Genomic DNA, 15,765 nt, shown 5'->3' with positions numbered 1-15,765 from the left:
AGTTTGGGTCACAGCGCCTTCACGGCCTCCAGTACGTCTTCGGCATGTCCGGCGACTTTGACCTTGGGCCAGATGCGGGCGATGTTGCCCGACGCGTCGATCAGCACAGTGGTGCGTTCGATGCCCATGTATGTGCGGCCGTACATGTTCTTTTCCTTCCAGACGCCATAGCGTTCGCAAACATCGCTGTTTTCGTCCGACAAAAGCGCCACTTTCAGGCCGTGCTTGTCGCGGAACTTGTCGTGCTTGGCAACGGTGTCTTTGGAAATCCCTAGTACCACTGCATTCGCGGCGCCAAATGCGTCGGCGTGTTCGGTAAAGGCGATGGCTTCTTTAGTGCAGCCGGGGGTGTCGTCCTTGGGATAGAAATACAGAACCACGGCCTGACCCGACAGGCTGTCCAGCGACACTTCTCCGCCTCCATCACGGGGGAGTGTGAATTCGGGGGCTTTCGCGCCAACTTCAATCATGGGCATATACCTTGCAGTGAGTGATTACGGGCAGTCTAGGGCCGCATGACCGAAAAGAAAGAGAACGAGACACCTGAAACGGCAGAAAAATCCACCGCTTCGCTGCGCAAGCGTCGGAAGTTGTGGGCTTTTGTCGGTATCGTGCTGATCGTCATGGTTTTGTTGCCCGTGGGCGGTGCCGTGTATCTACTGGATCGGCCGGTGCGGGTGCCGGAGTGGGCCGAGAACCGGATCGAGCAAGCCTTGGCCGGACAGGGAACCGGTGCGCGCGTCCAGTTGGGTGAGATTTATCTGACCGTGGGCACAGGCCTGCGTCCGTGGGTCGAATTGCACGACACGGTGATCACGCAGCCGGACGGGGCGGCCCTAGCCCGCGTGAGCGATATGCGGGTGAACCTGTCGGGTCGCCGCTTGGTTAAGGGCATCTTGGCGGCCGAGCACGTGTCGGTCAGTGGTCTTTTGATTGACTTGAAACGGGCACAGGATGGCACGTTCGAGCTGGCCTTTGGATCGTCGGATACACCAGTCGAGCGGTCGATGGATTTCCCTCGGCTCATTTCGGTCTTGGACACTGCATTCGAAACGCCTGAACTGGACCCCCTGCGCACAGTCACGCTTGATAATGTGAGCCTGCGTTACGTGGACCTGCGGGCAGAGCGCTCTTGGACCGTAGATGGCGGACGCTTCATGGTCGAGCGCGATGGCGACGACCTGCATGCTTCGTCGGCGTTGACCTTGCTCACGGGGGGCGCCACGGCCGCGACGGTTGAAGGCAGCTATTGGCGGACGTTGGGAGAGCTCTCTGCCGATTTCGGCCTGACTGTAACTGATTTGCTCGCGCAGGATATTGCGACGCAGGCACCGGCATTGGCATTCTTTGCCGCGCTTGATGCGCCCTTGTCTGGCTCTTTGCGGGGGCAGCTTGGCGAGGAAGGGGAACTCTCAAACCTGAGCGCTTCGCTCTCGGTGGGGCAGGGCGCGCTGCGCCCGAACGAAGATGCCGCGCCTGTGCCGTTCAACGGCGCGCGCACGTACTTCAACTACGAACCCAAAGCCGGATTGCTGCTGTTCGACGAGGTCTCCGTCGATAGCGCATGGGTCACGGGCCGCGCCGAAGGCAGTGCGCAGCTGGTCATTGATGAAGGCAGCCAGTGGCCTTCGGCGATGATTGGTCAGATCCGTTTGTCGGACCTGACCGCTGCGCCGATCGGCGTCATGACCAAAGCGCTGGACATCCAGCAAGCCGATGCATCGTTCCGCCTGAACCTGCCCGATTTTGCGCTCGAGTTGGGCCAGATGACGGTGCAGGTCCCAGAGGGCCGCGCCAACATCTCTGGTCGGGTCGAGGCCGCCGTAGGTGGTTGGGCCATGAGTTTGCTGGCCGAGGTAGACGAAGTCAGCCCAGAGGATGTGGTGTCCTACTGGCCTCCGTCCAAAGGCGCCAAGGTCCGCGACTGGCTGAGCAAGAACATCAAGGCAGGACGCCTGCGGGACATTCAGGTTCATCTGACCGCCGATCCGGGCGAGAAGCCGCGTCATCAGTTGGACTTCGCGTTTGAAGGGGCAGAGGTGCAATACCTGCCCACGATGCCCCCGATCCGAAACGCTTCGGGCTGGGCCGAACTGGACAACACTCGTTTTGCTCTGCAAATCGACCAAGCCGAGGTGCGCCCCAAACAGGGTGGTGTGATCGACATCAGCGGTTCGCGCTATGAAATCCCGAAATTTGGCAAACCGCCTGAGGATGCCCAAGTCGCGCTACGGGGCAAAGGGACCGTCACCGCGTTCATGAGCCTGCTGGACTCAGAGCCGATCAATGTGCCGACCAAGACGAACCTGCCGATCACTTTGGCTGACGGGATGGCAGAGGTGGAGGGCACCTTGGGTATCCCGTTCAAGCCCAAGCTCGGTCCAAATGATGTTGCCTATGATTTCGACGCAACCATCCGGCAGGTGCGTACTGATCAAATCGTCAAAGGCTCGGTGCTGGCCTCTGAAAGCCTTACACTGCACGCGGATCGCGGTGGGGTGAAAATTTCGGGGCGTGGGCGGTTTAACCAGATTCCCTTTGATGGCAGCTTCACAGCGCCCAAAGGCGGTACACCGACTGTAAGTGCAGACGTTGAGTTGAGCGAACGCGCGCTTGATGCCTTGAATATTGATTTGGGGACTGTTTCGATCTCGGGGCAGGGGACGGGGCGGCTCGACCTGACTTTGCCCAAAGGCAAGCCAATCGGACTGAGGTTGACTAGCAAACTCAATGGTGTCGGAGTCGGCCTGTCCTCTATCGGTTGGTCCAAGGCGCGTAGCGCGAATGGCGGGCTCACGCTCGCGGGGCAACTGAACCCGTTGGCGATCGATACGCTTGAATTTTCGGCCCCCGGTTTGGCGCTCTCGGGTGATTTGCGCACCACAGCCGAAGGCAAGGTCACCGACGTTCGCCTGTCGCAGTTACGAGTGGGCAATTGGCTGGATTCCAACGTTACACTTGGCCTGCGCCAGAATGCTCCACCGCTGATTTCACTGCGTGAGGGGCGCGTTGATATCTCCAAGATGCCAGCGACGCGCTCTTCGGGCGGCGCGGGTAGCCCGCTGCGCCTGTCTGACATGACTGTTCAGATCACGAGCGGCATTGGGTTGCAAAACTTCAATGGAGACTTCGAAACCACTGGCGGGACGCGAGGGACCTTTACCGCAAACGTGAATGGTGGCGCTCCGGTAGAAGGGCTAATCGCCCCAAGCCGCGGTCGCAGCGCTATCCGCGTCACCAGCGAAGACGGTGGCGATGTGATGCGGGATGCGGGCATTCTGAAACAAGCCAATGGTGGCGAAATGCTTCTGACCCTGACCCCCGCGCGGACGGAGGGACAGTATGACGGTGTGCTCGCGATCACGAACACCCGCCTTTACGATGCGCCTGCGGTCACGGACCTGCTGAATGCAGTGAGCGTGGTGGGGCTTTTGGATCAAATGGCCAACGGCGGAATCTACTTCTCAAATGTGGACGCGAAATTCCGACTGACGCCAGAACAGTTCATCCTTACCGAAAGCAGCGCTGTGGGTCCGTCAATGGGGTTGTCGCTGGACGGCATTATTGGTCTGAAGAATAATATGATGGATCTGCAGGGTGTCCTGTCCCCTGTCTACATGCTGAACGGCATTGGAGGCATCTTTACCCGCGCGGGCGAAGGACTCTTTGGCTTTAACTTTACCCTCACCGGCTCTACCTCTGCGCCGCAAGTCGGGGTCAATCCGCTTTCGGTCTTGACCCCCGGTATGTTCAGAGAGATTTTCCGCCGTCCTCCGCCAAAGGTAAGCCAGTGAAACTAAGCGACTTCGATTTCCATCTGCCCGAGAGCCTGATTGCGACTCGTCCGGCCAAGCCCCGCAGCGCCTCGCGGCTGCTGGTGTCGCGTCCTGATGGGCTGTCTGATCTGCATGTGTATGACCTGCCGGATCTGTTGCAGGCTGGGGATCGTTTGGTTTTGAACGATACGCGCGTGATTCCGGCGCGCTTGTTTGGACAGCGCTGGCGGGACAGTGCCCAAGGTCGCGTCAGCGCCAAGATCGAGGTGACCCTGCTGGAGCCGCGCCCGAACGGGCAGTGGGCCGCGCTGGTCAAACCCCTGCGCAAACTGGGCGAGGGTGAATGGGTCGAATTCTCGGCTGATCTCAAGGCGCAGCTCGTGGGCCGCGAAGAGGGGCAGGCCGTTCTGGAATTCAATCTGACAGGCGATGATTTCGATGCCGCTTTGGCCGAAGCAGGGGCGATGCCGTTGCCGCCCTATATAGCGGCCAAGCGCGCCGCCGACAGTCAGGACAAAGAGGATTACCAGACCGTTTGGGCGCGCAACACCGGTGCAGTGGCGGCACCAACCGCGAGCCTGCACTTTGACCAACCACTTTTGGATAAGCTGGCTGGCATGGGCGTTGGCTTCTCCTATGTGACCTTGCATGTCGGGGCAGGGACCTTTTTGCCGGTCAAAGTCGACGACGTCACCACGCACAAGATGCATTCGGAGTGGGGCGAAGTCAGCCAAGCCGCCGCGTCCGAGATCGCAGAGACCAAAGCGCGCGGAGGCCGCGTGATACCCGTCGGGACAACCGCGCTGCGGCTGATCGAAACGGCGGCGCGCGATACTGGGGCCATTCGGCCTTGGTCCGGCGATACAGATATCTTCATCTATCCGGGCTTTGAATTCCGCGTTGCAGACGCGCTGATGACGAATTTCCACCTGCCCAAATCCACCCTGATGATGCTGGTTTCTGCGCTTGTCGGACGGGACCGTATCATGGCCGCTTACGACCATGCGATTTCGCAAAAATATCGTTTCTTTTCCTACGGGGATGCATCCCTGTTGATTCCCTAGGCTTTGTGCGAGTACCCGCCTTCTGTTAAGGTGAGGTGCGGTTAGTCTTCCGAATAGAAACGCAAACTCTGGGAAGTTCAGATGCTACAGGTGTTCTCGAGCGCATGGCCGCTCCTTCTAGGTCTATTGCTGCTGATGGTGGGCAACGGGATGCAAGGCACGCTCCTTGGTCTGCGCGGCGCCTATGAGGGCTTTGGCACCTTTGAGATGTCGATCGTGATGTCGGCCTACTTCCTCGGCTTCTTGGGCGGCTCACGGATGGCGCCAGAGATGATCCGGCGCGTGGGGCACGTGCGGGTGTTTGCGGCGCTGGCCTCGATGGTGTCGGCAGTTTTGATTCTATATCCGGCGATTGCGGACCCGTGGGCGTGGACCGTGGGGCGCGTGGCAATCGGCTTTTGCTTCTCGGCAGTCTACGTGACGGCGGAAAGCTGGCTGAACAACACCACGACGAATGAAACCCGTGGGCAAGCGCTGTCCCTATATATGCTGGTTCAGATTTTTGGTCTGGTGGCGGCCCAAGGTCTGGTAAACGTGAGCGACGTTGGCGGGTACCTGCTGTTCGTCATTCCGTCGGTTTTGGTTTCGCTGTCCTTTGCGCCCATTCTGTTGTCGATCAACCCGACCCCGGCCTTTGACCGGACCAAGCCGATGACCCTGCGCCAGCTCTACAATATCTCGCCTTTGGGCTGCGTGGGCATGTTCCTGTTGGGCGGTGCGTTTGCAGCGCAATTCGGCATGGCGTCCGTCTTTGGTACCGAAGCGGGGCTGAACACTGCACAAATTTCGGTCTTTATCTCGGTCTTTTTTGCCGCAGCTCTTGTGGTGCAGTTCCCGATTGGTTGGCTGTCGGATCGCATGGATCGCCGTCTGCTGATTGTCGTGTTGGCGACGATCGGTGTCCTGGGTGCAATTCTGGGCATGTTGGTGGGCAACCACTTTGTGCTGCTGCTGGTCTCGGCCTCGCTCATTGGCGGCGTGACGAACCCCCTCTATGCCCTGCTTCTGGCTTACACGAACGACTATCTCGAGACCGAGGATATGGCCGCCGCCTCGGGTGGGCTGGTTTTCATCAACGGTTTCGGGGCGATAGCGGGTCCTGTGATCACGGGTTGGCTCATGTCACAATTCGGGCCCAACGCGTTTTTCCTGATCATCGGGGTCCTGTTGGCCGCGCTGGTCGGCTACGCTGCGTACCGCATGACCGTCCGCTCCGCACCCTCGCGCGAGGATTACAATTCCTACGCACCAGTTTACGCAACGGCGACCCAACTGGCGGTCGAAACCGCGCTCGAAGAGTCGCACGCCAACCCCGTCGAAGAGAAATAATCCGCCGGTGCCCCTCTCTGGTTGCATCAGGATGTTATAAATTGTGACTGTTCTCTCCACCCAACCTTACGTAACGATTTTATGGAGTGTTGAGTGGAGGGCAGACTGATGACACCGCAAAAGGTATTAGAATTCTGGTTGGACGAGGTTGGTCCAAAAGGCTGGTACAACAGTACCGAAGCTCTGGACGCGGAGATCCGAGACAAATTTTTCGACATCTGGACCGAAGCCGCAGAAGGCGCCTATGGACTTTGGCTGACCTATCCAACGGGTGCGCTGGGCTACATTGTTCTGATGGACCAGCTGCCGCGGAACATGTTCCGCGATGACGCGCAGGCCTTTGCCACGGACTTTCCGGCGCGCGCCGCGGCCAAGGTTGCCATCGATCATGGCTGGGATCTGAAGATTCACGAGCCCGCACGTCAATTCTTTTACTTGCCCTTGATGCATTCCGAGAGCCTATGCGATCAGGATCGCTGTGTGCGCCTGATGCACGAGCGTCTGCCGGAAACCGGCGAGAGCAACCTGCTCCATGCTAAGGTTCATCGTGAAATCATTCGTAAATTCGGGCGCTTCCCTTACCGCAACAAGGCGCTAGGTCGCAGCTCTACGGCAGCCGAAGAGACGTTCCTTGCGGCCGGCGGCTACGGCGAAATCTTGCGTGAGTTGCAGGAAAAACAACAACTCGAAGCTGTTGGCTGACGCCTTTGTTGATGCTCCGTCCAAGATAGTTTAACGTCAAACTAATTCTTGAATCGGAGGAGTGCCAATGGCCGCCAAGGAATTCGATGTTGTCGTGATCGGGGCGGGCCCCGGCGGGTATGTAGCTGCAATTCGGGCAGCACAGCTGGGGCTCAAGACCGCCGTGGTCGAGCGCGAGCACATGGGCGGGATCTGCCTGAACTGGGGGTGTATCCCGACCAAGGCGCTGCTGCGCTCGGCAGAAGTCTATCACACCATGCATCGCGCCAAGGATTTCGGCCTGTCGGCAGAGAACATCAGCTTTGACTTGGACGCGGTTGTGAAGCGCTCGCGCGGCGTGGCAAAGCAGCTGAACGGTGGCGTTGGTCACCTGCTGAAGAAAAACAAAGTGACCACCATCATGGGCACTGCGACCATCCCCGCCAAAGGCAAGGTCAGCGTCAAGACCGACAAGGGCACCGAAGAACTTGTCGCCAAGAACATCATCGTCGCCACCGGTGCGCGCGCGCGCGAACTGCCCGGGCTGGAAGCGGATGGTGATCTGGTTTGGACTTACAAGCACGCACTTGTCCCCCAGAAGATGCCCAAGAAACTGCTTGTGATCGGCTCGGGCGCGATCGGCATCGAATTCGCCAGTTTCTACAACACCTTGGGTGCTGACACGACTGTCGTCGAGGTTCAGGACCGTATCCTGCCGGTCGAGGACGCAGAAATCGCGGCCTTCGCGAAAAAGGCGTTCACCAAGCAGGGCATCAAGATCAAAGAAAAAGCCATGGTCAAAAAATTGGACCGCGGCAACGGCAAGGTCACCGCGCACATCGAAATGGGCGGCAAGACCACGACCGAAGAGTTCGACACCGTTATCTCGGCTGTGGGCATCGTCGCCAACACCGGCGGTATCGGTCTGGAAGAAGTGGGCGTGAAAATCGACCGAAGCTTTGCCGTGACCGACGAGTTCTGCCGCACCGGTGTCGAGGGCATTTATGTCATTGGCGACGCGACCAACGGCCCTTGGCTGGCGCACAAAGCCTCGCACGAGGGCGTCATGGTAGCAGAGCACATCGCGGGCGGTCATCCGCACCCCGTCAAGCCAGAGACCATCGCCGGCTGCACCTATTGCCATCCGCAGATCGCCAGCGTCGGCCTGACCGAAGAGAAGGCCAAAGCGGCTGGATACAAGATCACGGTTGGCCGCTTCCCCTTTATCGGGAACGGCAAGGCGATTGCTTTGGGCGAGCCCGAGGGCATGGTGAAAACCGTGTTCGACGAGAAAACCGGCGAACTGCTCGGCGCGCATATGGTTGGCGCCGAGGTCACCGAGATGATCCAAGGCTACGTCATCGGCCAGAAGCTGGAGACCACTGAAGCGGATTTGATGGAAACCGTGTTCCCGCACCCGACCCTGTCGGAAATGATGCACGAGAGCGTCTTGGACGCTTGGGATCGCGCGATCCATATTTGATTGGATCGGATAAGTTCTGGGAAGGGCGAGAGTGGCGCGGGCTGCTCTCGCCCTTTTTCTTTGTGCTGTTGGCGGGCCGCGCGCTGTGAGTATTTTTGCAAAGCAGAAAGCAAAGGGCATGAAAGAGCGGATGTTCTTAAAAAGTTCTTAACGAATGGTTGGAGACTCGGGCAGGCTGGACTATTTGATAGGGGTCACTTTCTGGGGGTCCGAATGGCCGAGCTGAAGAACATCGAGGTCCGCGGCGCGCGCGAGCATAATCTGAAGAACATCGACGTGGATATTCCGCGCGACCAGCTGGTGGTGATCACCGGTTTGTCGGGGTCCGGCAAGTCCAGTCTGGCGTTCGATACGATCTATGCGGAAGGGCAGCGGCGCTATGTCGAGAGCCTGAGCGCCTATGCGCGGCAGTTCTTGGATATGATGGAAAAGCCGGACGTGGATCATATCAGTGGTCTGAGCCCCGCAATCTCTATCGAGCAGAAGACCACTAGCAAAAATCCGCGGTCTACCGTCGGGACCGTGACCGAGATTTACGACTACATGCGTCTGCTGTTTGCGCGGGCGGGGACACCTTATAGCCCCGCGACCGGCTTGCCGATCGAGGCGCAGCAGGTTCAGGACATGGTCGACCGTGTCATGGGCATGGAAGAGGGCACCCGCGCCTATTTGCTGGCGCCGATCGTGCGTGACCGCAAGGGCGAGTACCGCAAGGAATTTCTGGAACTGCGTAAGCAGGGCTTCCAACGCGTTAAGGTTGATGGCGAATTCTATGATCTGGACGAGCCGCCGACCTTGGACAAGAAATTCCGTCACGACATTGATGTGGTTGTGGATCGGATCGTTGTGCGCGAGGGGATGGAGACGCGTCTGGCGGATTCCTTCAGGACTGCGTTGGATCTGGCCGATGGGATTGCGATTCTGGAAACGGCGCCGCGTGAGGGGGAGCTGGAGCGCTTTACCTTCTCCGAGAATTTTGCTTGTCCGGTCAGCGGCTTCACGATCCCCGAGATCGAGCCGCGCCTGTTTTCGTTCAACGCGCCGTTCGGGGCCTGTCCAGAGTGTGACGGTCTGGGTGTAGAGCTGTTCTTTGACGAAAAGCTGGTCGTGCCGGACGCGGATCTGAAGGTCTATGACGGGGCTTTGGCGCCTTGGCGCAAGGGGAAGTCGCCGTACTTCCTGCAGACCATCGAAGCGATCGCCAAGCACTACGAGTTCGACAAGAACACTAAGTGGAAGGATTTGCCTGCCCATGTGAAGCAGGTGTTCCTGTACGGTTCTGGCGAAGAAGAAATCCAGTTTCGTTACGACGAAGGCGGGCGCGTCTATCAGGTCAGCCGCGTGTTCGAGGGCGTCATCCCGAACATGGAACGCCGCTATCGCGAGACAGATTCAAATTGGATTCGCGAAGAATTCGAGCGCTATCAGAACAACCGCTCTTGCGGGACGTGCCACGGGTATCGTCTGCGTGAAGAGGCTTTGGCGGTCAAGATTGGTGGGCTGCATATTGGTCAGGTGGTCGAGATGTCGATCAAGCAGGCCTATGACTGGTGCAAGACCGTCCCTGAGAGTCTGTCCAAGCAAAAGAACGAGATTGCCCATGCGATCCTCAAGGAAATCCGTGAACGGCTTGGGTTCCTGAATAACGTTGGGCTGGAGTACCTGACGCTGTCGCGGAATGCCGGGACATTGTCGGGTGGTGAGAGCCAGCGCATCCGTTTGGCCAGTCAGATTGGCAGTGGTCTGACGGGTGTTTTGTATGTGTTGGATGAGCCTTCGATTGGTCTGCACCAGCGCGACAATGATCGTCTGTTGACCACGCTGAAAAACCTTCGCGATCAAGGGAACACCGTGATCGTCGTAGAACATGACGAAGATGCCATTCGCGAGGCGGATTATGTTTTTGACATCGGGCCGGGTGCGGGCGTCCACGGTGGTCAGGTCGTCTCGCACGGGACGCCAGAGGCTTTGGCGGCGGACCCGAATTCGGTCACGGGGCAATACCTGAGCGGCGTGCGAGAAATTTCTGTTCCGACAGAGCGGCGCAAGGGAAATGGCAAGAAGATCAAGGTCGTGAAGGCCAGCGGGAACAACCTCAAAGATGTGACGGTGGACTTCCCGTTGGGCAAGTTTGTCTGCGTGAGCGGCGTGTCGGGTGGGGGCAAATCGACTCTGACCATCGAGACTCTGTTCAAGACCGCATCTATGCGTTTGAATGGCGCGAAACAGGTGCCTGCGCCCTGCCAGACGATCAAGGGGCTAGAGCATCTGGACAAGGTGATCGACATTGACCAGCGTCCCATCGGCCGGACGCCGCGATCCAACCCTGCGACCTACACCGGGGCGTTTACGCCGATCCGAGAGTGGTTCGCAGGCCTGCCAGAGGCCAAGGCGCGCGGGTACAAACCGGGCCGCTTCAGCTTTAACGTCAAAGGCGGGCGGTGCGAGGCGTGTCAGGGCGACGGTGTCATCAAGATCGAGATGCACTTCCTGCCAGACGTCTACGTGACCTGCGAAACCTGTAAGGGAAAGCGGTACAACCGCGAAACGCTCGAGGTGCAGTTCAAGGGCAAATCTATTGCCGATGTGCTGGATATGACCGTGGAGGACGCTCAGGAGTTCTTCCAAGCGGTGCCGAGCATTCGCGAGAAGATGGACGCGCTGATGCGGGTGGGCCTTGGCTACATCAAGGTCGGGCAGCAGGCGACGACGCTCTCGGGTGGTGAGGCGCAGCGCGTGAAGCTGTCCAAGGAACTGTCGAAACGGTCGACAGGCCGGACGCTGTATATTCTGGACGAGCCGACCACAGGTCTGCATTTCGAGGATGTGCGCAAGCTCTTGGAAGTGCTGCATGAACTGGTTGAACAGGGCAACAGCGTTGTCGTGATTGAGCACAACCTCGACGTCATCAAAACTGCCGACTGGATCATAGATATCGGTCCTGAGGGCGGTGATGGTGGCGGCGAAGTCGTGGCCACGGGCACGCCTGAAAAGGTTGCCAAAGAGCCGCGCAGCCACACTGGGCACTATCTGGTCGACATGCTCAAACCAAGAAAGCCGGTCGCGGCGGAATAAGCCAAACGAAGAATGCAGGCGGGGCAAGGCTCCGCCTTTTTCGTGTCATCATACTGCCGAAATGGGGTGACAGCTTTGCTCGCGTTGCGAGTGAAGGAGAGTTGATTTGAAAACCTTGTGTGCCGCCGCTGCCTTGCTGTGTGCGGCGACCGGACCTGCCAATGCGGGCCAACCTTTCGAAGAGAGCCTTGTGGAGTGTGCGGTTCTGATCGAGCTAATGACTGGGGAACAAACGCCTGTTTCGGGCCAAAGCGCCGAATTGGAATACTTTGTCGGGACCGCGGCAAATATGCGCGCTGAGGCGGTGCGCCGTAGTGACGCCAACTATGTGGAGCGAACTGCCGCCGAAAAGCGACAGGTCTGGCATGATCGCTGGGACGCAGGCAAATGGGACAATCCCGAGAACCGCGAAGATTTGGTGGAGTGGTGGACCTATTGCTTCAAGTTTGCAGAGCATCTTGAGGTCGAAGGTCCAACCCCATTTGATTAGGTGCCCTTGGCGTCATTTCCGTGGACAGGTGTTCATCCCGAAAATTGAATACAGCGGGCAGGTCGACATCAGGCCTGTCGCCAACGGGATGATGCCGATCAGATAAAGCCAGCCGTAGGTGCTGTCTCCATTGAACAAAAAGCCGACCAGAAGGGCCGCGCCCACCACGATCCGCAGGATGCGGTCAATACCGCCAACATTCTTGGAAAACATAACGAGCTCCTAAATTATATTCTGTATGCAGAATATAACATTCGGGAGCTCGATACGCTAGGGGCCGCAGATGCGGCGCTTTGCCCGTGGCTTAGTTCAGCAGATTTTGCATGGCGCCGATCAGAGCCAGCACTTCGCCAGTTTGTTCGTTGATGCGGTAGACATAGCCGTTCGACACCACATAGTTGCCATCGTTCAAGCCATACCTGTTGGGTTGGTCGAGGCGATCATAATGGTCGATGTGGTCGCCGCGCTGGAAGTGACCGCCATCATGGCCTTTTTTCGCTTGGCCCGGCGGGACACAGGGCGGGTTTTTTTTGACGAGGCCCGGAGGGCAATTGCCGTTGCCTGCAGCGAATGCGGTAGGGGCGGCGAACGTCGCTGCCAAAGCAGAGGCGATAATAAGGGCTGTGCGTTTCACGGGTCCATCCTTTGTTGTTCACCTGACTAACGCAAAAGCCGCGAAGCAGTTCTCTCTGCTCGCGGCTCTGTAATGGGTGGTGGCCGTTGGATCAGGTACGCGACCGCGCCGAGAATCGCGGCAGCATCGCGCTAAAATCCTTGCCGCTGCCGTCTTCGGTTTCGACAAAGGTTTGGTAGAGCGTTTCGGCCAACTGACCCATGGGCGTATCGGCGTCTGCGCTGGCAGCGGCCTGTTGCGACAGGCGCAGGTCCTTGAGCATTAGGTTCGCCGCAAAGCCCGGCTTGTAGTCATTGTCTGATGGGGATTGCGGGCCGATACCGGGGGCAGGGCAGTATGCGTTGATAGACCAGCTGGCGCCCGAAGAGGTGGAGACCACGTCGAACATCGCCTGACGGTCGAGGCCCAGTTTATCGGCAAGCGCAAAAGCCTCGCACGTGGCGATCATAGTCACGCCAAGGATCATGTTGTTGCAGATCTTGGCGGCTTGGCCGTTGCCCGAAGGGCCGCAATGGACGGCTTTCTGACCCATGATGTCGAACAGAGGTTTGGCGGTCGCAAAGGCCGCTTCGCTGCCGCCAACCATAAAGGTCAAAGTGCCCGCCGCTGCGCCGCCAATCCCGCCAGAGACAGGGGCATCCAGCGCATCAAGGCCGTTCTCGCGGGCTTGGTCTGACACGGCGCGCGCGCTGTCTACGTCGACGGTCGAACAGTCAAGGAGCACGCTGCCCTTGGGCATGGCTGGAATGATCTCGGCGGCAACAGATTGCAGGATTGCGCCGTTGGGCAGCATGGTAATAACGACGTCTGCACCGGTCGCGGCCTCTGCGCCAGAGGCGGCGTTGGCCACGCCTTCGATCGTGACGCCGGCGGCGTCGTATCCTGTGACGTCGTGCCCCGCTTTGACGAGGTTCAGTGCCATGGGCGCGCCCATGTTTCCAAGTCCGATAAAGCCGATTTTCATTCTATCCTCCCATGGGCGCAGGTCTTGGATACTGCCGCGACGCTGCGCCCTATGGATCGCGGAGGGCATTAAGTATTTTCAGCAGAAAGAAGCTAGAAGCGCAGTTCGCTATCCCCGAGCGGTTCGAGCATTCGGTCAATTTCGGCTTGGGTAAGGTCAGCGGGACTGGCGTGGGTCCACTTTGGTGTGCGGTCCTTGTCGATGACTTGCGCGCGAATGCCTTCGAGGAAATCGCCCTGTTCCTGCGCACGGTAGGTACAGCGGTATTCCCAGGTCAGCGCATCCTTCAGGTTCGGGGTAGGGCGTTGGCGCCGGATGAGTTGGAGCGATGTCGCCATAGCGAGTGGCGCATGATGGCGCAGGGACTGAAGGGTTTCCTCTGCCAGATCAGACGAGTTGTCTTCGAGCCGCTGGAACAGGTCCTGTAATGTGCCTGCTGAGAACAGCTCGTCGATCAGGTCCTGCTTTTGTGCCAATTCAGAGTCTGGCGCGGGGTGCAACGTGGCCGTCAGGGCGGTGATATCGCCGGTTTCAATCAGTTGTTGCTTGAGCGTGTCCCAATCGCTTTCTGCGATGTAGTGGTCGGCAAATCCTGCGCGAATAGCGTCGCCAGCTTTCATCCGTGCGCCGGTCAGGCCAAGGTATTCCCCAAGGTGGCCGGGCGCTGAGGCCAACAGGGCGGTGCCGCCCACGTCAGGGACCAGTCCGATGCCGCATTCAGGCATCGCAAGGCGTGTTGTGTCGCCGACAATTCGGTGCTGGACGTGGCAGCCAACCCCGACGCCGCCGCCCATGACGTAGCCTTGCATAAAGCTGACGATAGGTTTGGGGTAGGTCGCGAGCCGGTTGTTCATCCGGTACTCATCTGCCCAGAATGCGCGGGCCTCGGCGTAGTCGCCTGCTTTGCCCTGATGGTAAATGGCGGCAATGTCCCCGCCCGCGCAAAAGGCACGATCGCTCTCGGCATCAATCAGGATGATCTGTACAGTGTCGTCGTTTTCCCAGTTGTCCAAGGCTGCGGCGATGGCTTTGCACATGTCATAGGATAAGGCGTTCAAAGCCTTGGGGCGGGTCAGGGTAATGCGACCGGCGCGTCCCTCGATACGAGTAGAAATGTCTGATGTCATCTTTCGGCCAGCAATTGACGCGCTACAATGAGACGCATGATTTCGTTGGTCCCCTCAAGGATCTGATGCACACGTAAATCGCGCACGATCTTTTCAATGCCGTAGTCGGCAAGATAGCCATAACCACCATGCAGTTGCAGACATTGATCCGCAACACGGCTGCCCGCTTCGGTCACGAACTTCTTGGCCATGGCGCAGAATTTCGTGGCGTCTGGCGTGCCGTTGTCCAGCTTCCACGCGGCTTGGCGCAAAAAGGTGCGGGCGGCTTGCAGTTCGATTTCTGCGTCCGCGAGGCGGAATTGCAGGGCTTGGAACTGGTCGATGGATTTGCCAAAGGCTTTGCGCTCGGCCATGTAATTCAGAGTCTGGGTGAGAGCGGCCTGAGCGGCCCCGAGTGAGCAGGCCGAAATGTTTAGGCGTCCGCCGTCCAGCCCCTTCATCGCGTATTTGAACCCTTCGCCTTCGGTCCCCAAAAGGTTGGTGGCGGGGATGTGGCAGTCATCCATCTGGACCTGACGGGTTGGCTGTGAGCGCCAGCCCATTTTGTCTTCGAGCCCGCCATAGCTGACGCCCGCAGTCCCGTCTTCGATTACGAACGCGGAGATGCCACGCGGGCTGTCGTCGCCCGAGCGGGCCATCACGATATAGGCGTCGGAATAGCCCCCGCCCGAGATGAAGGCCTTGGTCCCTGTCAGGCTGTACCCCTGATCGTTGGCCGTGGCGCGCGTGCGCAATGCGGCGGCATCGCTGCCCGATCCGGGTTCGGTCAGGCAGTATGAGAACACCTTTTCCATCGAGAGGGCGGCAGGCAAGTAGCGGTCGCGCATTTCGTCGCTGGCAAAGCTGTCCAGCATTTTGGCGCACATGTTGTGGATCGATAGGAACGCAGCCACGGATGGGCAGGCCATCGACAGCGCCTCGAACACGAGCGTTGCGTCCAGCCGCGATAGGCCAGAACCGCCGTTTTCTTCGGACACGTATAACCCGCCAAACCCCAGTTCTGCCAGCTGCGGCCACAGCTCTTTGGGAATCGTGCCGTCCCGTTCCCATGCCTGCGCGTGGGGGGCGATGTGTTCCTCCCCGAATGCGCGGGCCATATCGAAAATGGCGTCTTGTTCTTCGGTCAGTGCGAAATCCATGGC

Annotated in this window: 13 protein-coding genes; 7 read left to right on the top strand and 6 right to left on the bottom strand. The window is 58.9% G+C overall.

Translation table 11 applies throughout. The features are described 5' to 3' along the window. Positions 1-8 precede the first annotated feature (8 nt). Positions 9-470 carry a thioredoxin-dependent thiol peroxidase gene (bcp, locus tag BM225_RS04080; protein WP_072707097.1) on the bottom strand — a complete coding sequence of 154 codons (462 nt, stop codon included), beginning with the start codon at positions 468-470 and terminating at the stop codon, positions 9-11. Positions 471-515: 45 nt separating this feature from the next. Between bcp and BM225_RS04075 the strand changes: the two genes are divergently transcribed. From BM225_RS04075 to BM225_RS04045, 7 genes are all read left to right on the top strand, one after another. Continuing rightward, entirely contained in the window at positions 516-3,794 is a 3,279-nt protein-coding gene (locus tag BM225_RS04075) for a YhdP family protein (RefSeq protein WP_072707096.1), read from the top strand. Continuing rightward, positions 3,791-4,840: a tRNA preQ1(34) S-adenosylmethionine ribosyltransferase-isomerase QueA gene (gene queA / locus BM225_RS04070; protein ID WP_072707095.1), complete on the top strand. Its 1,050-nt coding sequence runs from the start codon at positions 3,791-3,793 to the stop codon at positions 4,838-4,840. Before BM225_RS04075 ends, queA begins: the two co-directional genes overlap by 4 nt. An 81-nt stretch (positions 4,841-4,921) precedes the next feature. Beyond that, complete coding sequence (locus BM225_RS04065; protein ID WP_072707094.1) at positions 4,922-6,169, top strand: MFS transporter; 1,248 nt, start codon at positions 4,922-4,924, stop codon at positions 6,167-6,169. A gap of 108 nt (positions 6,170-6,277) precedes the next feature. Continuing rightward, complete coding sequence (locus tag BM225_RS04060; protein ID WP_072707093.1) at positions 6,278-6,871, top strand: DUF924 family protein; 594 nt, start codon at positions 6,278-6,280, stop codon at positions 6,869-6,871. Positions 6,872-6,938: 67 nt separating this feature from the next. Further along, complete coding sequence (gene lpdA, locus BM225_RS04055) at positions 6,939-8,333, top strand: dihydrolipoyl dehydrogenase (protein ID WP_072707092.1); 1,395 nt, start codon at positions 6,939-6,941, stop codon at positions 8,331-8,333. A 213-nt stretch (positions 8,334-8,546) separates the two neighbouring features. After that, positions 8,547-11,408, top strand: coding sequence for an excinuclease ABC subunit UvrA (gene uvrA, locus BM225_RS04050; protein WP_072707091.1), 2,862 nt, complete (start codon positions 8,547-8,549; stop codon positions 11,406-11,408). A 106-nt stretch (positions 11,409-11,514) separates the two neighbouring features. Beyond that, on the top strand, positions 11,515-11,898 hold the full coding sequence (locus BM225_RS04045) for a hypothetical protein (protein ID WP_072707090.1): 384 nt from the start codon (positions 11,515-11,517) through the stop codon (positions 11,896-11,898). Between the two features lie 12 nt (positions 11,899-11,910). Here BM225_RS04045 and BM225_RS04040 read toward each other — a convergent pair whose 3' ends face one another. The 5 genes from BM225_RS04040 to BM225_RS04020 all read right to left on the bottom strand — a co-directional run bounded on the left by BM225_RS04040 (position 11,911) and on the right by BM225_RS04020 (position 15,762). Beyond that, positions 11,911-12,111: a YgaP family membrane protein gene (locus BM225_RS04040; protein WP_072707089.1), complete on the bottom strand. Its 201-nt coding sequence runs from the start codon at positions 12,109-12,111 to the stop codon at positions 11,911-11,913. Between the two features lie 91 nt (positions 12,112-12,202). Beyond that, positions 12,203-12,532: a hypothetical protein gene (locus BM225_RS04035; RefSeq protein WP_072707088.1), complete on the bottom strand. Its 330-nt coding sequence runs from the start codon at positions 12,530-12,532 to the stop codon at positions 12,203-12,205. A gap of 91 nt (positions 12,533-12,623) precedes the next feature. Beyond that, a complete protein-coding gene (gene mmsB, locus BM225_RS04030; protein WP_072707087.1) occupies positions 12,624-13,496 on the bottom strand; it encodes a 3-hydroxyisobutyrate dehydrogenase in 873 nt (290 codons plus the stop codon). A gap of 92 nt (positions 13,497-13,588) precedes the next feature. Beyond that, a complete protein-coding gene (locus tag BM225_RS04025; RefSeq protein WP_072707086.1) occupies positions 13,589-14,623 on the bottom strand; it encodes an enoyl-CoA hydratase/isomerase family protein in 1,035 nt (344 codons plus the stop codon). After that, on the bottom strand, positions 14,620-15,762 hold the full coding sequence (locus BM225_RS04020; RefSeq protein WP_072707085.1) for an acyl-CoA dehydrogenase family protein: 1,143 nt from the start codon (positions 15,760-15,762) through the stop codon (positions 14,620-14,622). Before BM225_RS04020 ends, BM225_RS04025 begins: the two co-directional genes overlap by 4 nt. Positions 15,763-15,765: the final 3 nt, after the last annotated feature.

The organism is Donghicola eburneus, from assembly GCF_900115865.1.
Taxonomy (GTDB): Bacteria; Pseudomonadota; Alphaproteobacteria; order Rhodobacterales; family Rhodobacteraceae; genus Donghicola; species Donghicola eburneus.
Note: the sequence above shows the minus strand (reverse complement) of the source record. Positions and strands in the feature narration are given on the sequence as shown.